This window comes from Streptomyces sp. NBC_01334, assembly GCF_035983595.1.
GTDB lineage: Bacteria > Actinomycetota > Actinomycetes > Streptomycetales > Streptomycetaceae > Streptomyces > Streptomyces coriariae.
On the sequence record NZ_CP130718.1, the window covers coordinates 9657508 to 9671943 of the forward strand.

Sequence of the window (14436 nt, forward strand, 5' to 3'; positions counted from 1 at the left end):
AGCGGCTGCGGTGCGCTGCTGCTCCCTTGCTGGATGTGACAGGCTGACGCGATGCGCAAGCCCAAGCCCCGCACCGCGCTCATATCTCTGGCCGCCGCCATCACTGTCTCGGCGGTCGCCACGACGGTTCTCGAGTCCTCGGCCTTCCCCGCAAGGGACGACCCCAAAGCCAGGGAAGCGTATGAGCAGGGCTACGAGTGGGTGAAGACCCGTACCGAGGCAGAACCTGATCCGACAACGAGGCTCAACCCCACGCCGACGCCGTCGCCGAGCCTCGTGACCGAGATGCAGAGGGATACGGTCACGCTCAGCGCACGCTCGGTCGGCGAGTTGGGTGAGGTGGACGACCGGGAGATCTGCGACTACTACGCCTCGGTATCCGAGTACACCAGCGGCCTTCCGGCGAAGTACCGGGATGACTGGGTACGCGGCTGCCAGGCGGCCATGACGCCCCAGTCCGACAGCGGACCACGCCCCAGCGGACGCTGATCACGCACAGTTCCCAGGTGATCAGCTCGCGCTCACCCGCCGAGGCGCAGCATGTGACTTCGCCGAAACCGCTGAGAACCCCCACCAGAATGGACCGCCCGACAACCCGTTCACCCATCGGATGAACAGCATGCACAAGTACGTGGCGGTCCGGTGCTCGTACAGCGGCGGCCTGCCTCTGCAAGGGTTGTTCGGTGATCCCCGGTCAGCGGTGGCCGGTTGCCAGGATGACGAGGAACTGGCCGCCGCCGGTCTCGATGCCGGCGGTCACCGGCAGTCCCGGTACCAGTCGGGAGAACCGGTCCACCAGCCAATCCGCCGCTTCCTGGGCGTCCTGCCTGGTCGGACAGCGGCCCACCATCTCGCGGCCCCCCTTGCGTTCCAGTCGCGCGGCAACGGTGATCAGCGGCGCGGGTTCGACCACGTACAGGCGGTCCGGCCAGGCGATGACCGCCTTGACCGCGCCCTTGCGGGTGTTGCACCCGCGGTGCGCGAGCCGCTCGGCGACCTTGGCCTTCCGGTCGGCGGTCCGGCTGTCGACGCTGGGCCCCTGCGGGTCGTTCACCGACTTGTCGGGGTCGACCGGTTCGTCGCACACCCAGCAGCGCCAGCCGTCGCGCTCAGCTACATCATCAAGGAGACTCACCCGAGCAAACTAGCCTGCCCGGCCGCCACCCCGCGCACCAGGGCCTCGGCAATCAGGTGAGCCGTGGTCCCTGTTGTTCCTGGACAACGTGAGAATGATCAAGTGTGCCACCGGCAGGCGCGATGGGGCCCGGTGTCGTTGGTGGTGATGTCGACCCTCGTCTGGGCCCGGGGCGGGATGGCGACCTCGATCGAACGGACCGCGTATCCGCGGTTCAAGCGGCTGATCACCGCACATGAGCTGCATCTATATCTATACCTATACCTATATCTACATCTGCATCTGTTCTTCGCGCTGACCCGGGAGGAGGCGGCGTGGGCGGCTGAGCGGATGGATTCCGACGGCCATCGGCTCGCTCTGATGCCGGCGTCGAAGTCCTCTCAGTGGCTGGGCCGGTTTCCGAAAACCGGATGAGTACCCGGAGACGGTGGTGGAGGCGGCCGGGGCGATCAGTAGAAGCGGCGGATGAAAACGTCCGATTTGCCGTTGGTGTCGTTGGGCACGATGCCGTCGGCCGTGGAATGGAAGACCACGTCGCGTCCACCGGCACTGACCGCGTCGGTCCCGGCCGAGGCGAGCTGGTTCGAGACGATCTCGTCGGTGCCCGTCTCCAGGTCGCGCAGCGTGAGCGACGGTCCGGTCGTGTCGTGTGGGGCGTACAGCAGATAGCGGCCGGTGGGATCGATGGCCACGCCCCGCACGTTCGGCACCAGTTGGTCGGTGCCCGAGCTCTCGTCGTGGACGTAGGTGTCGGAGCCCGAGAGGTAGACGACCTTGCTGCCGTCCTTGCTGAGCTGGACGAGTGTCGCCGCCTTGGACGGGCCCTCGATCGGGCCGGAGGAGGTGTTGTCGGTCCGGTCCCACACGAAGACGTCCTCCGTCTGGCCGTCCTGGTAGGCGACAAAGCGGCCGTCGCCGCCGATGGACGGCCGGGCCGAGACGGTGTGGTCGAACTCGGCGACGGTCTGCGCGGTGTCGGCGCGCCAGTCCCGTACCTCGATGCGCTGCCGGGACGGCGGTCGGCTGAAGGTGGCGACCTGGGCGATGTAGCGGCCGTCCGTGCTCAGCGACGGCTGGCTGCAGCTGAGGCCCGAGCAGTTGACGCCGATCGTGCTTCCCGAGCTCACCTGAGACAGGAAGGCCTTCGTGTCTCTGAACAACAGCCCCCACAGGGCGACGTATTGCCCATCACCGCTGATCACCGGGCGCTGGATCGGGGAGGTGAGGGTGCTCATCAGCGTGGTCTGGCCCGTCCGCTGGTCGCGGACGAACACCCTTTCCCCTGTCACCGGGTTGGTGGGTGTGAGGTTCTTCGCCAACGACGAGAAGGCGATGCGTCGGCCGTCGGCCGTGATCGTGGCGCCGGCGGAGTCGCCGTCGCCCTGGGTGCCGTCGGGTGCGACACTGATCCGCTCGACCCCGGCTCCGCTGTCGCTCGCGACGCCCGGCACGGTCAAGGGCTCAGCCGAAGCGGCTGCGGGCAGCACCGTCGTGACCGCGCAGACCACGACCGTGGCGCTCAAGGCGGCCCGCACACGTCTGGTGGCGCCCCGATTCGCGGTTCCCCTCATTTTCCCCCCAAGGCAGACATGGTCCCTCTCTCCGGTTCCCCACCGGAGGGCCACAAGCATGCAACCGCGATGGCGCTGTGGGGTCAATGCGTCGCATGGCTATCGAGAGGTGCGGTTCCGGTCAGGTGAGAGCGGTCGGCCGGGCAGGGCCACAGGGGCCCGATGACACGCCGGACGGGAAGGCCGAGCAGGGCGAGGACGCAGTCAAGGCCTGGCCGGTTCGCAGACCTCGGCCGCTGCGTCGCCGGGAGGGCTTGAGCGCCGAAGCGGTACCAACTGCTCCGGTGGCGGCCTCCGTTGCAAGTCCGTGAACGCTTCTTTAAGGCCCCGACGTCATCGGTCGGCCGCAACGCGGAACCGGCTGCATGAGGCATTCGCTCCAGCAGACGGCCAGAGATTGTTCCTATGAGGGGTGGTCGGCCGACTCGCATAGGCTGTCGTGAAACAGGCCCCTACGACACCAGTCGGATGAGGGCCCCTCCGCGTCGCGTCGACGGCGAATAACTGGAGCAACCTCCCTCTGTTTGCACCCCGCAACGCTTCGGCCATCCTCACCTGGCCGAGAGTGCAGCGGTGGTAATCGCCCCAAAAGGGATGAGCGGGTCCGTTTCTCGATCTCGCGTCGGTCATGTGCATCGTGTACCTTCCGATTGCTTGCGGAGATGACTGACTTGTTTTGGCCTGTGCAGCGTCCTCCGGGGGGAAGGCGCAAGATCGTGACGGGCATGAAGATTGGTTGGGGGAGGCGTAAAAGGCATGTCTGCACGACCCCTTGAACGAACACAGCGCCCCTGCGGGCGATGTACCGAGAGGCGCTGAGCGCCGCCCTGGCGCCCTATGGTCGCCGGCGGCCTGCACGCCATCCGGGAGATGCTCGACGAAGAACTCGCACCCACCGTCGCGGCCCTCGACCCGGGCGGGCGCCCGTATCTCTTCGGTGTCGACGCCGTGGCCCAGGACCTCATCGACGACCTGGTCGTCGGCTGCGAGGAAGCCGACATGCTCGCCCCGGCCGTGGCGGAAGTCGAACGAGCCGGTAACGAGTTCGTCGGAGCAGACCTCAGCTGCGCCAAACGGGACGGAGTGCTCCTGGAGGGAATCCTGTGGGACGCCACCACGTTGTGGCCCGCCCAGTGGGAGACCCGCGTACGTCATGCGTCGCTGCCGTGCGGCGAGGCGGAAGGGATCCTCATCGTCGCTGCGGAAGGCTCCGATTCGGTGGTCCCAGCGGAGGCGTAGGACCCCGCGCGTGCACCGCAGGCCTTGGACGCGCGGCCCGCGGACACTGCCTCACGGTGCCGGCGGAGTCGGGAGCAGAGGAGGACGGTCGGGCAGGTGGGTGTGGCGCCATGGGCTCGGACGAGCACAGGCCCACGTCACCCCACGCCTACGACCAGTCGCCGTGCGGCTGCGCGCCCAGGGGCAGCGGGAGCCGCTGAGCCTGGCGGCGTCGACCAGGTGGAGCGCCTGGGTTCGCGCTCGGCAGGCCTCATGACTGTTCCTCAGGCGGGCGTTTCGGCGGTGGCGGTCAGGACCGCGCGGCCGAGGATGTGGCCGGCCATGGTGAAGCCGAGGGCGGCCGGAGTGGCGTCGGCGGGGACACCGATGGCGTCGACGTCGAGGGCGTGCACCACGGTGAAGTAGCGGTGCGGACCGTGACCCGCCGGCGGGGCGGCGCCGATGAAGCGGGCCGCTCGGGCGTCGTTGGGCAGCTGGAAGGCGCCTTCGGGAAGGCCCGAGCCGGCGTCGTCTCCGGCGCCTTCGGGCAACTCGGTGACGGTGGCGGGGATGTCGGCCACCGCCCAGTGCCAGAACCCGGACCCGGTGGGGGCGTCGGGGTCGTAGACGGTGACGGCGTAGCTCCTGGTGCCTTCCGGGGCGCCGCTCCAGGACAGCTGTGGGGAGACATCCTTCCCGCCGGGAACACCGGAGAGGCCGGAGTACTGCTCGATCGACCAGGCTGCGCCGTCGGTGACGGTGGTGCTGGCAACGCTGAAAGAGGCTGCCTCGGGGAGGCGGGCGAAGGGGTCGGCGGCGCTCATGGCGTCGTTCCTTTCAGTCCGTGCTGCGGGGTGGCGGTGATGCGGCCGACGGAGGTTCCGCCCTGGCGGCGCCAGGAGTCGCCGCCGTCGCCCGGTGCTCATCACGGCGATCAACTGAGATCGACGATAACATCAATAATCGATTATCCATGGGATCGTCTATTCTGTAGCTCATGAGCCGAACGACCCACACCTCCGCCTCGTCGGGTAAGCAGATGCTCTCCGAGCAGGTCTACACACACCTGCGGGACGCGATCATGCGCGGAGATCACGCCCCCGGTGACGCCCTCAGACCCCAGGACCTCGCCAAAGAGCAGGGTGTGAGCCTGGCCGTCGTGCGCGAGGCGCTCGTGCGGGTGGTCGGCGAGGGCCTTGCCGACCGGCTGCCCAACCGGGGCTTCGCCGTCCCGGCCTTCTCCGACCGCCGCTGGCAGGAGATCGCGGAAGCGCGCCGGACCGTCGAACCGGCCATGCTGCGCATGTCGGTCGAACGCGGCGACGTCGACTGGGAAGCCCGCGTACGAGCCGCCCATCACCGACTGAGCCGTACCCCGGCGTACGTACCGGAGGAGGGCGAGCACTACAGCAGCGCATGGGCCGAAGCCCATCGGGTCTTCCACCGCACCTTGCTGGAGGGGTGCGGCAACCTCGTCCTGCTGGAGACCTTCGACCGGATGTGGACCGCGAGCGAGCTGGCGCGCCGCTGGTCGGCACACCGCAACCCCGGCAGGGACGGCGCCCTGGAACATCGCCGGCTGGAAGAGGCCGCGCTCGCCCGCGACGCCGACACGGCGGCCGAGGTACTGACCCGACACCTCACCCAGACCGCGGCCGGACTGACCGACTGCCCCCACCACGAACCCACGGACGAAGCCTGATGCGCCCCGCCCGCACGGCCACACCTGATCACCGACACCGGAGCCACAGCATGACTTCCTTCCAGGCGAGCACAGGCCGCCACTGCCACAACGCCGTCAGCCCCCTGCACTCAGCTGTGTACTTCGCGCCGGAACGGCAGGACGAACTCGCGGCGCTCGGGCTGGAGAGAGGGGCCATGTCCTACTACGCGGGACGCGCCGCCCCGCTCGGCGCCGTCGGCGCGGGCACCGTCACCGCGACGTTCTACAACTTCAACCACGAGCATGTGAAGCGGTACATCCCCGCTGTGTGGACGGTCACCACACCGGAGGCGGTGCTCGCGGCGGTGCTGCGCGGTGTGGACGCGATGCTGCGACGACTGCTCGGAGCGGAGGTGCTCGCGTCGAAGGAGATGGCCGAGGCGGCCGGGCTGGCGCTGCGCGCCACCGAGGCGTGCCACCGCGAGGCGCGCCCGCTGTACGCCGCGCACGCCGGCCTTCCGGTCCCCGAGGAACCGCACCTGGCCCTTTGGCACGCCGCGACGCTGCTGCGCGAGCACCGGGGCGACGGTCACCTCGCCGCCCTGGCCATCGCCGGCCTGTCCGGCGTCGAGGCGCTGGTCCTGCACAACGCCACCGGCACGGCACCGACTTCGGCACTGTTCATGCGGACCAGGGGGTGGTCCGCGCAGCAGTGGGACGCTGCCAGGGAGCAGTTGCGCGAGCGCGGCCTGCTGGACGAAGCAGGGGACCTCGAGCAGGCGGGCGCGACCCTGCGCGGCGAGGCCGAGGTGCTCACCGACCGCCTCGACGCCGCCCCGTACGACCACCTCGGCCCGGCTGCCACAGCACGCCTGACCGAACTGGCCGGTGACTTCTCCAGAACCATCAGAGCAGCGGGCGCCTTCCCCGCGGCGCTCTTCGGCAAGGGCTGAGGGCTGAGGGCGGCGGGCGCAGGCCAGTCCGAGGCCGGGACCGGCGCCGACGAGGCAGCGCGCCGAGCTGCAGTTCGGCTGCTAGGCACTCCCGCACATCGGGCCGGCGGCTCTCATGGGGAGTCCTGAAGGTTGTGGCAGTCGCGCCTTCAGAAGGCGATGCGGATCTTGAGGGCCGTGCGGTCGTCCATGGCGCGGTAGCCGTCCGGAACCCCGTCGAGGTCCACGGTGCGGTCGAAGACCAGGCCGGGGTCGATCGCGCCGGACAGCACGTCCGGCAGCAGCTCGGGAATGTACGCGCGGGCGGGGGCGACGCCGCCGGCCAGCATGACGTTCCGGTCGAACATCTGGGAGATGTCGACGCCGGCGCTGCCGCCGTGCGGCACGCCGACGTAGCCGACCGCGCCGCCGTCGCGGGCGATGGAGATCGCGGTGCGCATCGACTCCTCGGTGCCGACGGCCTCCAGTACGGCGTGTGCGCCCTGACCGCAGGTCAGCTCCTTGACCGCCTCGATCGCGGCCTCTCCGCGCTCGGCGACCACGTCGGTGGCGCCGAAGCTACGGGCGATCGCGGTGCGCTGCTTGTGCCGGCCCAAGGCGATGATCCGGCCGGCGCCGAGGCGCTGCGCGGCGAGCACACCGCACAGCCCGACCGCGCCGTCGCCGACCACGGCGACCGTGGCGCCGGGCCGGACTCGGGCGGCGACCGCGGCGTGGTGGCCGGTGCTCATCACGTCGGAGAGGGCGAGCAGGCTGGGCAGGAGCTTCTCCTCGTCGGCCGTCTCCTTGGGCAGTTTGACCAAGGTGCCGTCGGCGAACGGGACGCGGACGGCCTCGCCCTGGCCGCCGTCGGAGCCGACCTCGCCCCAGAAGCCGCCCTGCGGGCAGGAGGTCTGCAAGCCCTCGCGGCAGTAGTCGCAGGTGCCGTCGGACCAGACGAACGGGGCGACCACGAAGTCGCCCGGGCGCAAGTCCCTCACCTCGGAGCCGACCGCCTCTACCATGCCGAGGAACTCGTGCCCGATCCGCTGACCCGCCGTGCGGGAGGCCACACCGCGGTACGCCCACAGGTCGCTGCCGCAGATGCAGGCGTTCACCACCCGCACGACGGCGTCGGTCGGCTTACGGACCACCGGGTCGGGCGCATCCTCGATCCGGATGTCGTGGGGGCCGTGGATGACGGTGGCACGCATGAAGACTCCTGGACACTGATCGGGACATGGGTTGATTACGCCAGCGTCGCCGCGCATATGTTCTGGTGTCCATCTACATCTCCTTCACCTCCTCTTTAAGATGAACTAATGCTTGATGTCCGACGACTCATCCTCCTGCGTGACCTGGCTGCCCACGGCACGGTGACGGCCGTGGCCGAGCTCCACAGCGTCACGCCCTCCGCCGTCTCGCAACAACTGCGGCTGCTGGAGGACGAGACCCGCACCCGCCTGCTGGAACGCACCGGCCGCTCCATCCACCTCACGGCCGCCGGCCGCCGACTGGCTGACGACACCGAGGATGTGCTCGCGGCACTCGAGAAAGCCCAGAACCGGCTGCACACCGACACCGGGGAGCCGACCGGACCCCTCCACATCGCCTGCTTCCCCAGCGCGCTTGCACCGGTGGCCGCCCCCCTCGGCGAAGCCCTGGAGAGCGCCCACAGGGACCTGCGGCTGCATATCACCGAGGCCGAACCCGAAGCCGCCGTAAGGCTGCTGCTCGAGCGACGCGTCGACCTCGCGCTGCTCTACCGCTACACCAACCTCGCCGCACCCCCGCACCCCAACGTCGAGGCCCACACCCTGAGGGCCGATCCGCTGGTCGCGATCCTGCAGACCGACCACCCGGCGGCTGCCCCCGAGCGATCCCCGATAGACCTACGGGAACTCGCAGACACCCCGTGGATCACCGCCCCGCCTCAAACAGCCTGCGGGGACGCCGTTCTCCAGGCCTGCCGAGCGGCCGGCTTCACACCCCGGGTACGGCACACCTGCACCGACTTCTCCGCCATGATCGCCCTCGCCGCCAGCGGTGGCCACACGGTCCTCGTCCCCCACCTGGCCGCAGCCCACCTCCCGCCGACCCTGACGGCGCGACCGGTGACGGACAACACGCTCACCCGCACGATCGAGATCGCTGTCCGTCATGGCACAGCGCACGAACCCGCGATCGCCGCCTGCCTCAACGAACTTCGCACTCTCGGTAGCCGGCACGGCAGACACAACGGCGAGTAGAACCGTCCAGGAAAGCGTCGGGAGAATGGCCGTCTGCCGACACTCGCAGCCGTGATCACGCACCCGCCCGCAGGCAGGCGCTGCCGGCGATTCGCGTCGGAAGGCAACGTCGATGAACGGTCGGTCTGGACGGCAGCTTCCGACACATGCTCACCGGCTGGCGCGGATCTCGACCGTCGGCCAGAATCCGATCATCAGGTCAGTGCCGCGCAGCGGGCGGCCTGGCGTGGACGGCGCTCAGCGGCAGTCGTAGGTGAAGCGGACCTCGGCCGCGTGCGGCTCGGGGGTGAGGACGTGCAGTTCCGCCACGGCCCGCAGCCGTCCCGGTCCCTCGAAGGTCCACAGCAGTTCCAGCCGGACCGTCCGCTGTCCCCGGACGACATCGGCGTGCTGTATGACGGAGGAGGTGCCGTCGCTGCGCCGCCAGCGGTAGGTGAGTGTGCCGGGGCGGCCGTCGGTGCGGACCACCCCCACGATGCCCGCCGTGGAGTCGCAGTCCAGGGCGTCCCGCGCCGCTGTCACCGACACGTTCTGCACTCCGGGCCCTGTGTTCTCCCGCCACAGCAGGAAAAGGACGGCGGCGACGAGCACCAGCGCGGGCAGCGCGTACCGGCGCAGTCGGCCGCGCCGGAGGGCGGGCGGCGCGGGCACGGTGGGCAGAGTGCGGTGCGGCTGGCGGGCCAGGGCGGCGGTGACTCCGGGGCCGAAACGCAGCACGGTGCCGTCGTCGTGTGGCGTCGGCGGTGCGACCGCGGTCCGACCCTCGAGGGAGGCCCCGTCCTCGGAGGGGTTGGGGTCGTCGAGGACGGCGGTCGGATCGGTCTCGGGCCGCTGGATCCAGTGGCTGGCCAGCACCGTGGCGCTGTAGTCCTCGTTGTCACCCGGAGGCGCCGGGGGCGCCGGAGGAAGAGGTGGGGGCGCGGGCCGGTCGTGCGGGTCGGGTCTGTTCATCGGATGTCGCACCGCCGGGTCAGGAGCTGCTGGGAGGCTTCGCCACCGGCGACGGGATCGGTGGTGACCTGGACCGTCCAGTAGCAGCCGGTCCCGGCGAAGGAGTGCTGGACGGTGAAGCCGTACTGCGTGGAGCCGCTCAGCCTTCGGACGTCGGCAGCCCCGTCCGAGGTGCCCGGCTGCCCGGACGCATCGCCCGAGAACCAGCCGATGGTCACCGAGACCGGGCCGGTGCCGTCCGTTGTCACCGTGATCGACGCTGTACCTGTGCTGGTGCCGGTCTGCCGGAACTCTGCGATGGCGACGTCCTTCACCCCGGTCCGCGGCGGGGGAGAGGGGCTCGCGGTGGTGCCACTCGAGGAGGGTGGTGCCGACGGCTCCTCAGCCGGTGTACCGCCGTTGGAGGTGGTCGGCACGGGGGCGGTGGATGGCGTGAGGGACGCGGACGGCGTGGTGGAGGCGTCGTTCGTACCACCGGACGGTGTGGCGGAGTCGGAGGACGGCGATCCGCCAGGGGGTGAGGGAGACACCGGACCGCTTGTGGACGAGCCGTCCGGCGTGGCGGTCGTGGTCGCCAGCACCTCGGCCGCCTGGCCGGTGGCCACCCCGGCGCCGTCCTTCCCGCCCAGACCCTGGGCCAGCAGCGCGACCAGGACGGCGACGGCTGACACGAGGACGCCCGGCCAGGTGGGGCGCCACGGACGCAGCCGGCCGGGTCCCGTCCCCTGACTGAGGACCGTGCGGGCGGTGTCGGTCCCGGGGTGGGGCGCCTCCCTGGCGGACGGACGCAGGAACAGGAGCAGCGCCACGAGTGCGGCGAGCCGTCCGCGTCCACGCTCCTCCCAGTCGGGGCCGTAGGCCCCCACCGCGATCCGCTCCAGGTCCTCGACGAAGGCCGCCGCGTCCGAGGGACGCTCGCTGGGCGACTTCGCCAGCCCACGCCCGACCAGCGGACGCACCTCCTCCGGCACTTCCTCGACCGGGACGGGGCCCTCGACGTGCCGCAGCGCCAGCTCGGCCATGTTGTCGCCCGTGTAGGGCCTGCGCCCCGTCAGGCACTCGAAGAAGGTGGCGGTGGCCGCGTAGACGTCCCCGGCGGGCGAGGCGGGGGCACCGGTCCATTGCTCGGGAGCCATGTACGAGGGCGTTCCGGCCACTCCGGCCCGGACGCCCGCGTCCACCGCGATACCGAAGTCCACCAGCTTGGAGCCACCGTCCGGCTCGACCAGGACGTTCTCCGGCTTGTAGTCCCGGTGCACCACCCCGACCCGGTGCGCGTCGGCAAGACCGAGCAGAGACCCCTTCAGGACGACGAGGGCGGCCTCGGGGGTCAGCGGGCCCCTGCGGGCGAGGAGGGTCCGCAGTGACACTCCCTCCACCAGCTCCATCACGATGGCGGCGCCGTTCGTCGCCTCGATGTACTCGTAGAGCCCGGCCACGTGAGGACTGCTCAGACTGCCCAGCAACTCCGCTTCGGCCCGGAAGCCGTGCACGAAGCCGGGGCGGGTGCGCAGCGAGTCGCTCAGGTACTTCACCGCCACCGGTACGCCGGTCGGCTCGTGCACGGCGCGCACGACGCGCCCGCTCGCCCCGGAACCCAGCTCCAGAGCCTCGGCGTACCCCGGTACCGCCCATGCGTTCATCGTCGTCCCCCTGCCCACGCAGTCCGCGGAGTGTTCCCGGTGCCGTGTCCCGGCATGTCGGACCACGCGGACAGAGACACGATTATGGCCGCCACGGTTGCAACCGCACCCGCTCGGATCACCGACGAACAGGGCGCCCCGCTTGTCGTACGCGCCGCCGGCACCCACGGAATCCGCACTCGGCCCATGCCCTCGGCTCGTGTACCGAGATCCTCGGTCAGCGCCGCGGACGGCGGCGAACGAACGTGACCGTGGACGCATCGGGCAGGCAGTCCTGTCGTGGGTCCAGCGGGTCAGTCGCTTCCAGCGTCTGTGGTCGGCGAGGGCGTGTTCGACGGTGATCCGGTCGGATGAGTGCCCGTGATCACGCACCAACTCGTCGTCAGGCGCGGTCGTGGAGAGTGACCTGGCAGCCGTCGGGGTCGGCGAAGGTGAATGTCCGGCCGAAGGGGCCGTCAATCGGTGCGGAGACGATGGTGTGACCGTCGGCGACGAGAGCATCGTGGATGGCCTGGACGCTGGTGGCGTGGAGCCAGATCGCGACACCGATGCCGGGCTGGGCGACGGATGCGAGATCGGTGCCGGGAACGACGTCGCGGAGTGCGAACGCGATCGGCTTCGTCTCGAAGACGACGGCGTGCGGACGGCCGGACCGGTTCAGCTCCTTGCCGACGTCGCTTCAGTGGTCCCCCGTGCTGCCGGGACAGGCATGTCGGGAACGCCGTGGGCGACGGTGCGCGTAGTCCCGCGCCTGGTCGTGATGGCCAAGGCGATCAGCGGCAGCAGGGTCAGGGCTGCGAAGACGGCACCGACCAGGGCTGGTCCGGTCACGCCGAGGGAGGAGGTGAGGGCCTGCCCGGCGAGAGCCGAGCCGACGGCGATGCCGGTGTTGTACGCGGATGTGGTCAGCGCGGAGGCCAGAGTGGGAGCGTGGCCGGCGAGACGGACGGCGAGGGCGGTGACGACCGGGTTGATCGTGAACCCGGTCAGTGCCATGAGGAAGATCAGGCCGACGGCGGCGACCGGGGTGGTGGACAGCGGGATCAGCGCGAGCAGGATCAGCGCGGTCGCGGCGGCGGCCGGGATCGTCGTGGCCATCGGGCGGCGGTCGCCGAACCGGCCGCCGATCGCGGTGCCGCCCAGCGCGCCGGCTCCGAATGCGATCAGCACAAGCGGCACGGCAGCTTCCGGGACGCCGGCACGGTCGGTCAGCAGCGGGGTGATGTAGGTGTATACGGCCAGGACACCGCCCATGATCAGCACGGCCGAGGCCAGAGCCAGCCACAGCCGGCCCTGCCGCAGCGCCCGAACTTCGTCCCGCACGGAAACCTGGGCGCGCTGCTCCGTTCGGGGGATGAAACGCCCGATCACGGCGGCGGCGAGGGTGGCGAGAGCGGCCAGGGCCCAGAACAGTCCGCGCCAGCCGGTGACGTGCCCGACCAGCGATCCGGCGGGGACGCCCACGACGTTGGCCAGGGTCAGCCCGCCCATCATCACGCTGACGGCGCGGGTGGCGTTCGCGGGCCCGGCGGCGGTGGTGGCGATGACGAAGCCGACGGCCCAGAACGCGCCGGTGGCCAGCGCGGTGACGAACCGGGCGGCCAGGACGACGGTGAAGGAACTGGTGAGGGCTGCCACGACGTGCCCGGCGGCGAAGACCGCCAGGGCGAGGACGAGGGTGAGGCGCTGGGGCAGGCGCAGGGTGGCCAGAGCCATCGTCGGACCGCCGACGATCATGCCGACGGCGAAGGCCGTGACCAGCAGGCCGGCGTGGGAGACGTCGGCGCCGAGGTCGGGGGCCATGTCCGGGAGGATGCCGGCGATGACGAACTCGGTGGTACCCATCAGGAAGGTGCCGACGGCGAGCACCCACACGACGAAGGGCAGCTCGCTCGGCGTGCGAGCGGCGGGAGCGGACATACGGGGAACTGCTCCTTGGGAAGGTGGACGGTCAGGGGGCGGGCCGGATGTGGACGCGGTCGGCGTCGGCCAGGCGTGCGATGTCGTCCCGGTCGGTGAGGTGGCCGAGGATGACCAGTCCCGGCTCGGTCTCCCGGAAGTCATCGAGATCGAGGGTGAGCGGCAGCAGCGCGGCGAAGTCGGTCGCGGTGGCGCTGTCGTCCAAGGTGGCGTCCACGCCGTGGCCGTCGATCGTGAGACGGATGTGCAAGGCGCTGCTCTCCTCGGAGGGCTCGGCTGTCGGCCGCCCGGTCGCGGACTGCCGCGGTGAATCCTGGGGCGGCGACGCTGCGGGCGTGGTGTCCGGCGTGGTGCTGCATGCCGGCACGGTCAGCAGCGGCGCCGCGGTCGGGACCGCGTGAGCACAGGTGCGCAGGGCGGAGCGGGGCATGACAGACCGTCTCCGGCTCAGCCGGGCATCGGTGCGGCGTAGTGCCGAAAGCCGTCCCGATCGGTGTGCAGCGTGTACAGCCGCTCGGCCAGCACGCTCGGGCTGGAGTGTTCGGACCCCGGGCTGATGGCACCGGGCACGATGAGCTGAGCGGCGTGGATGTTCTCGCCCGCGAGCGCGTCGTGCAGCATCGCCGCATACGCGCTCTCACCGGCGAACGCGATCGAGGTACCCGCACGGTCGGGGTGCGGGCGGACCGCACTGCCGCCGTTGACGAACAGCAGCGTGCCGCGCCCCAGCGCCCGCATCCCGGGCAGGACCGCGTTCACGCAGGTCAGCGGGCCCTTGATGGAGAAGGCGAGCGGATCGTCCAGGTCGGCCGGGCTGGTGTCGAGGACCGGCTTCATGAAGTCGGCGCGCGGCACCGGGCTGAACTGCAGGATTTCCACCGGCCCCAGCTCCTCACCGGCCCGTCGCAGGGCGGTGCTGAGTGAGTCGGGTTCCAGGACGTCGGCGGTGTAGCCGCGGGCCTGGATGCCGTCTCGGTTCAGCTCGGCCACGAGAGGGTCGAGGTGTTCGGCGTTGCGCGAGAGCAGGGCGACGGTGTGGCCGGCGGCGCCGAAGCGGCGGGCGCAGGCCAGTCCGAGGCCGGGACCGGCGCCGACGAGGGCGAAAGTCGTCATGAAAGGTTCCTCCGAATGATCACAATGAGGTCAGTCAGCGC

16 protein-coding genes and 1 pseudogene are annotated in these 14436 nt (G+C 70.6%); 7 read left to right on the plus strand and 10 right to left on the minus strand.

Features of this window, described 5'->3' with window-relative positions; all coding sequences use genetic code 11:
- The first annotated feature begins 51 nt into the window (after nucleotides 1-51).
- On the plus strand, nucleotides 52-489 hold the full coding sequence (locus tag OG736_RS42645) for a hypothetical protein (protein WP_327187270.1): 438 nt from the start codon (nucleotides 52-54) through the stop codon (nucleotides 487-489).
- 205 nt (nucleotides 490-694) lie between these two features.
- Here OG736_RS42645 and OG736_RS42650 read toward each other — a convergent pair whose 3' ends face one another.
- On the minus strand, nucleotides 695-1135 hold the full coding sequence (locus OG736_RS42650; RefSeq protein ID WP_327187271.1) for a hypothetical protein: 441 nt from the start codon (nucleotides 1133-1135) through the stop codon (nucleotides 695-697).
- A 147-nt stretch (nucleotides 1136-1282) separates the two neighbouring features.
- Between OG736_RS42650 and OG736_RS42655 the strand changes: the two genes are divergently transcribed.
- Nucleotides 1283-1549 carry a hypothetical protein gene (locus OG736_RS42655; protein WP_327187272.1) on the plus strand — a complete coding sequence of 89 codons (267 nt, stop codon included), beginning with the start codon at nucleotides 1283-1285 and terminating at the stop codon, nucleotides 1547-1549.
- 35 nt (nucleotides 1550-1584) lie between these two features.
- Here OG736_RS42655 and OG736_RS42660 read toward each other — a convergent pair whose 3' ends face one another.
- Nucleotides 1585-2658 carry a hypothetical protein gene (locus OG736_RS42660; RefSeq protein WP_327187273.1) on the minus strand — a complete coding sequence of 358 codons (1074 nt, stop codon included), beginning with the start codon at nucleotides 2656-2658 and terminating at the stop codon, nucleotides 1585-1587.
- 918 nt (nucleotides 2659-3576) lie between these two features.
- On the opposite strand from OG736_RS42660, the gene OG736_RS42665 reads away from it, so the two are divergent.
- Entirely contained in the window at nucleotides 3577-3945 is a 369-nt protein-coding gene (locus OG736_RS42665; RefSeq protein WP_327187274.1) for a hypothetical protein, read from the plus strand.
- A 263-nt stretch (nucleotides 3946-4208) separates the two neighbouring features.
- Here OG736_RS42665 and OG736_RS42670 read toward each other — a convergent pair whose 3' ends face one another.
- The gene (locus tag OG736_RS42670) at nucleotides 4209-4748 is read right to left on the minus strand and encodes a YbhB/YbcL family Raf kinase inhibitor-like protein (protein ID WP_327187275.1); all 540 of its coding nucleotides are present in this window, start codon (nucleotides 4746-4748) and stop codon (nucleotides 4209-4211) included.
- A 173-nt stretch (nucleotides 4749-4921) separates the two neighbouring features.
- On the opposite strand from OG736_RS42670, the gene OG736_RS42675 reads away from it, so the two are divergent.
- A complete protein-coding gene (locus tag OG736_RS42675; protein WP_327187276.1) occupies nucleotides 4922-5626 on the plus strand; it encodes a GntR family transcriptional regulator in 705 nt (234 codons plus the stop codon).
- Nucleotides 5627-5676: 50 nt separating this feature from the next.
- The gene (locus OG736_RS42680; RefSeq protein WP_327187277.1) at nucleotides 5677-6540 is read left to right on the plus strand and encodes an SCO6745 family protein; all 864 of its coding nucleotides are present in this window, start codon (nucleotides 5677-5679) and stop codon (nucleotides 6538-6540) included.
- A 149-nt stretch (nucleotides 6541-6689) separates the two neighbouring features.
- Here OG736_RS42680 and OG736_RS42685 read toward each other — a convergent pair whose 3' ends face one another.
- Entirely contained in the window at nucleotides 6690-7733 is a 1044-nt protein-coding gene (locus OG736_RS42685; RefSeq protein ID WP_327187278.1) for a zinc-dependent alcohol dehydrogenase family protein, read from the minus strand.
- Nucleotides 7734-7841: 108 nt separating this feature from the next.
- Here OG736_RS42685 and OG736_RS42690 point away from each other — a divergent pair, with 108 nt between their 5' ends.
- The gene (locus tag OG736_RS42690) at nucleotides 7842-8768 is read left to right on the plus strand and encodes a LysR family transcriptional regulator (protein WP_327187279.1); all 927 of its coding nucleotides are present in this window, start codon (nucleotides 7842-7844) and stop codon (nucleotides 8766-8768) included.
- 237 nt (nucleotides 8769-9005) lie between these two features.
- On the opposite strand, the gene OG736_RS42695 is transcribed toward OG736_RS42690, so the two are convergent.
- The 5 genes and pseudogenes from OG736_RS42695 to OG736_RS42715 all read right to left on the minus strand — a co-directional run bounded on the left by OG736_RS42695 (nucleotide 9006) and on the right by OG736_RS42715 (nucleotide 13532).
- On the minus strand, nucleotides 9006-9719 hold the full coding sequence (locus OG736_RS42695) for a hypothetical protein (protein ID WP_327187280.1): 714 nt from the start codon (nucleotides 9717-9719) through the stop codon (nucleotides 9006-9008).
- Nucleotides 9716-11362 carry a protein kinase domain-containing protein gene (locus OG736_RS42700; RefSeq protein WP_327187281.1) on the minus strand — a complete coding sequence of 549 codons (1647 nt, stop codon included), beginning with the start codon at nucleotides 11360-11362 and terminating at the stop codon, nucleotides 9716-9718. The genes OG736_RS42695 and OG736_RS42700 overlap by 4 nt, the downstream gene beginning before the upstream one ends.
- A gap of 382 nt (nucleotides 11363-11744) precedes the next feature.
- Nucleotides 11745-12014 (minus strand): annotated as a pseudogene (locus tag OG736_RS42705) (VOC family protein); the annotation flags it as partial.
- A 5-nt stretch (nucleotides 12015-12019) separates the two neighbouring features.
- Nucleotides 12020-13282: an MFS transporter gene (locus OG736_RS42710; protein WP_327187282.1), complete on the minus strand. Its 1263-nt coding sequence runs from the start codon at nucleotides 13280-13282 to the stop codon at nucleotides 12020-12022.
- A 31-nt stretch (nucleotides 13283-13313) separates the two neighbouring features.
- Nucleotides 13314-13532 (minus strand): cyclophilin-like fold protein, encoded by a 219-nt coding sequence (locus tag OG736_RS42715; protein WP_327187283.1) that lies wholly within the window; start codon nucleotides 13530-13532, stop codon nucleotides 13314-13316.
- On the opposite strand from OG736_RS42715, the gene OG736_RS42720 reads away from it, so the two are divergent.
- Nucleotides 13525-13683, plus strand: a complete 159-nt coding sequence (locus OG736_RS42720) for a hypothetical protein (RefSeq protein ID WP_327187284.1) — start codon at nucleotides 13525-13527, stop codon at nucleotides 13681-13683. The genes OG736_RS42715 and OG736_RS42720 overlap by 8 nt on opposite strands.
- A gap of 46 nt (nucleotides 13684-13729) precedes the next feature.
- Here the strand turns inward: OG736_RS42720 and OG736_RS42725 are convergent, their stop codons facing one another.
- The gene (locus OG736_RS42725) at nucleotides 13730-14395 is read right to left on the minus strand and encodes an SDR family NAD(P)-dependent oxidoreductase (RefSeq protein WP_327187285.1); all 666 of its coding nucleotides are present in this window, start codon (nucleotides 14393-14395) and stop codon (nucleotides 13730-13732) included.
- Nucleotides 14396-14436 lie beyond the last annotated feature (41 nt).

Coding starts and splice junctions, on each gene's coding strand:
- OG736_RS42645 (WP_327187270.1), top strand. CDS start 52: ATGCGCAAGCCCAAGCCCCGCACCGCGCTCATATCTCTGGCCGCCGCC.
- OG736_RS42655 (WP_327187272.1), top strand. CDS start 1,283: ATGTCGACCCTCGTCTGGGCCCGGGGCGGGATGGCGACCTCGATCGAA.
- OG736_RS42665 (WP_327187274.1), top strand. CDS start 3,577: ATGCTCGACGAAGAACTCGCACCCACCGTCGCGGCCCTCGACCCGGGC.
- OG736_RS42670 (WP_327187275.1), bottom strand. CDS start 4,748: ATGAGCGCCGCCGACCCCTTCGCCCGCCTCCCCGAGGCAGCCTCTTTC.
- OG736_RS42675 (WP_327187276.1), top strand. CDS start 4,922: ATGAGCCGAACGACCCACACCTCCGCCTCGTCGGGTAAGCAGATGCTC.
- OG736_RS42680 (WP_327187277.1), top strand. CDS start 5,677: ATGACTTCCTTCCAGGCGAGCACAGGCCGCCACTGCCACAACGCCGTC.
- OG736_RS42685 (WP_327187278.1), bottom strand. CDS start 7,733: ATGCGTGCCACCGTCATCCACGGCCCCCACGACATCCGGATCGAGGAT.
- OG736_RS42690 (WP_327187279.1), top strand. CDS start 7,842: ATGCTTGATGTCCGACGACTCATCCTCCTGCGTGACCTGGCTGCCCAC.
- OG736_RS42695 (WP_327187280.1), bottom strand. CDS start 9,719: ATGAACAGACCCGACCCGCACGACCGGCCCGCGCCCCCACCTCTTCCT.
- OG736_RS42700 (WP_327187281.1), bottom strand. CDS start 11,362: ATGAACGCATGGGCGGTACCGGGGTACGCCGAGGCTCTGGAGCTGGGT.
- OG736_RS42710 (WP_327187282.1), bottom strand. CDS start 13,282: ATGTCCGCTCCCGCCGCTCGCACGCCGAGCGAGCTGCCCTTCGTCGTG.
- OG736_RS42720 (WP_327187284.1), top strand. CDS start 13,525: ATGTGCAAGGCGCTGCTCTCCTCGGAGGGCTCGGCTGTCGGCCGCCCG.
- OG736_RS42725 (WP_327187285.1), bottom strand. CDS start 14,395: ATGACGACTTTCGCCCTCGTCGGCGCCGGTCCCGGCCTCGGACTGGCC.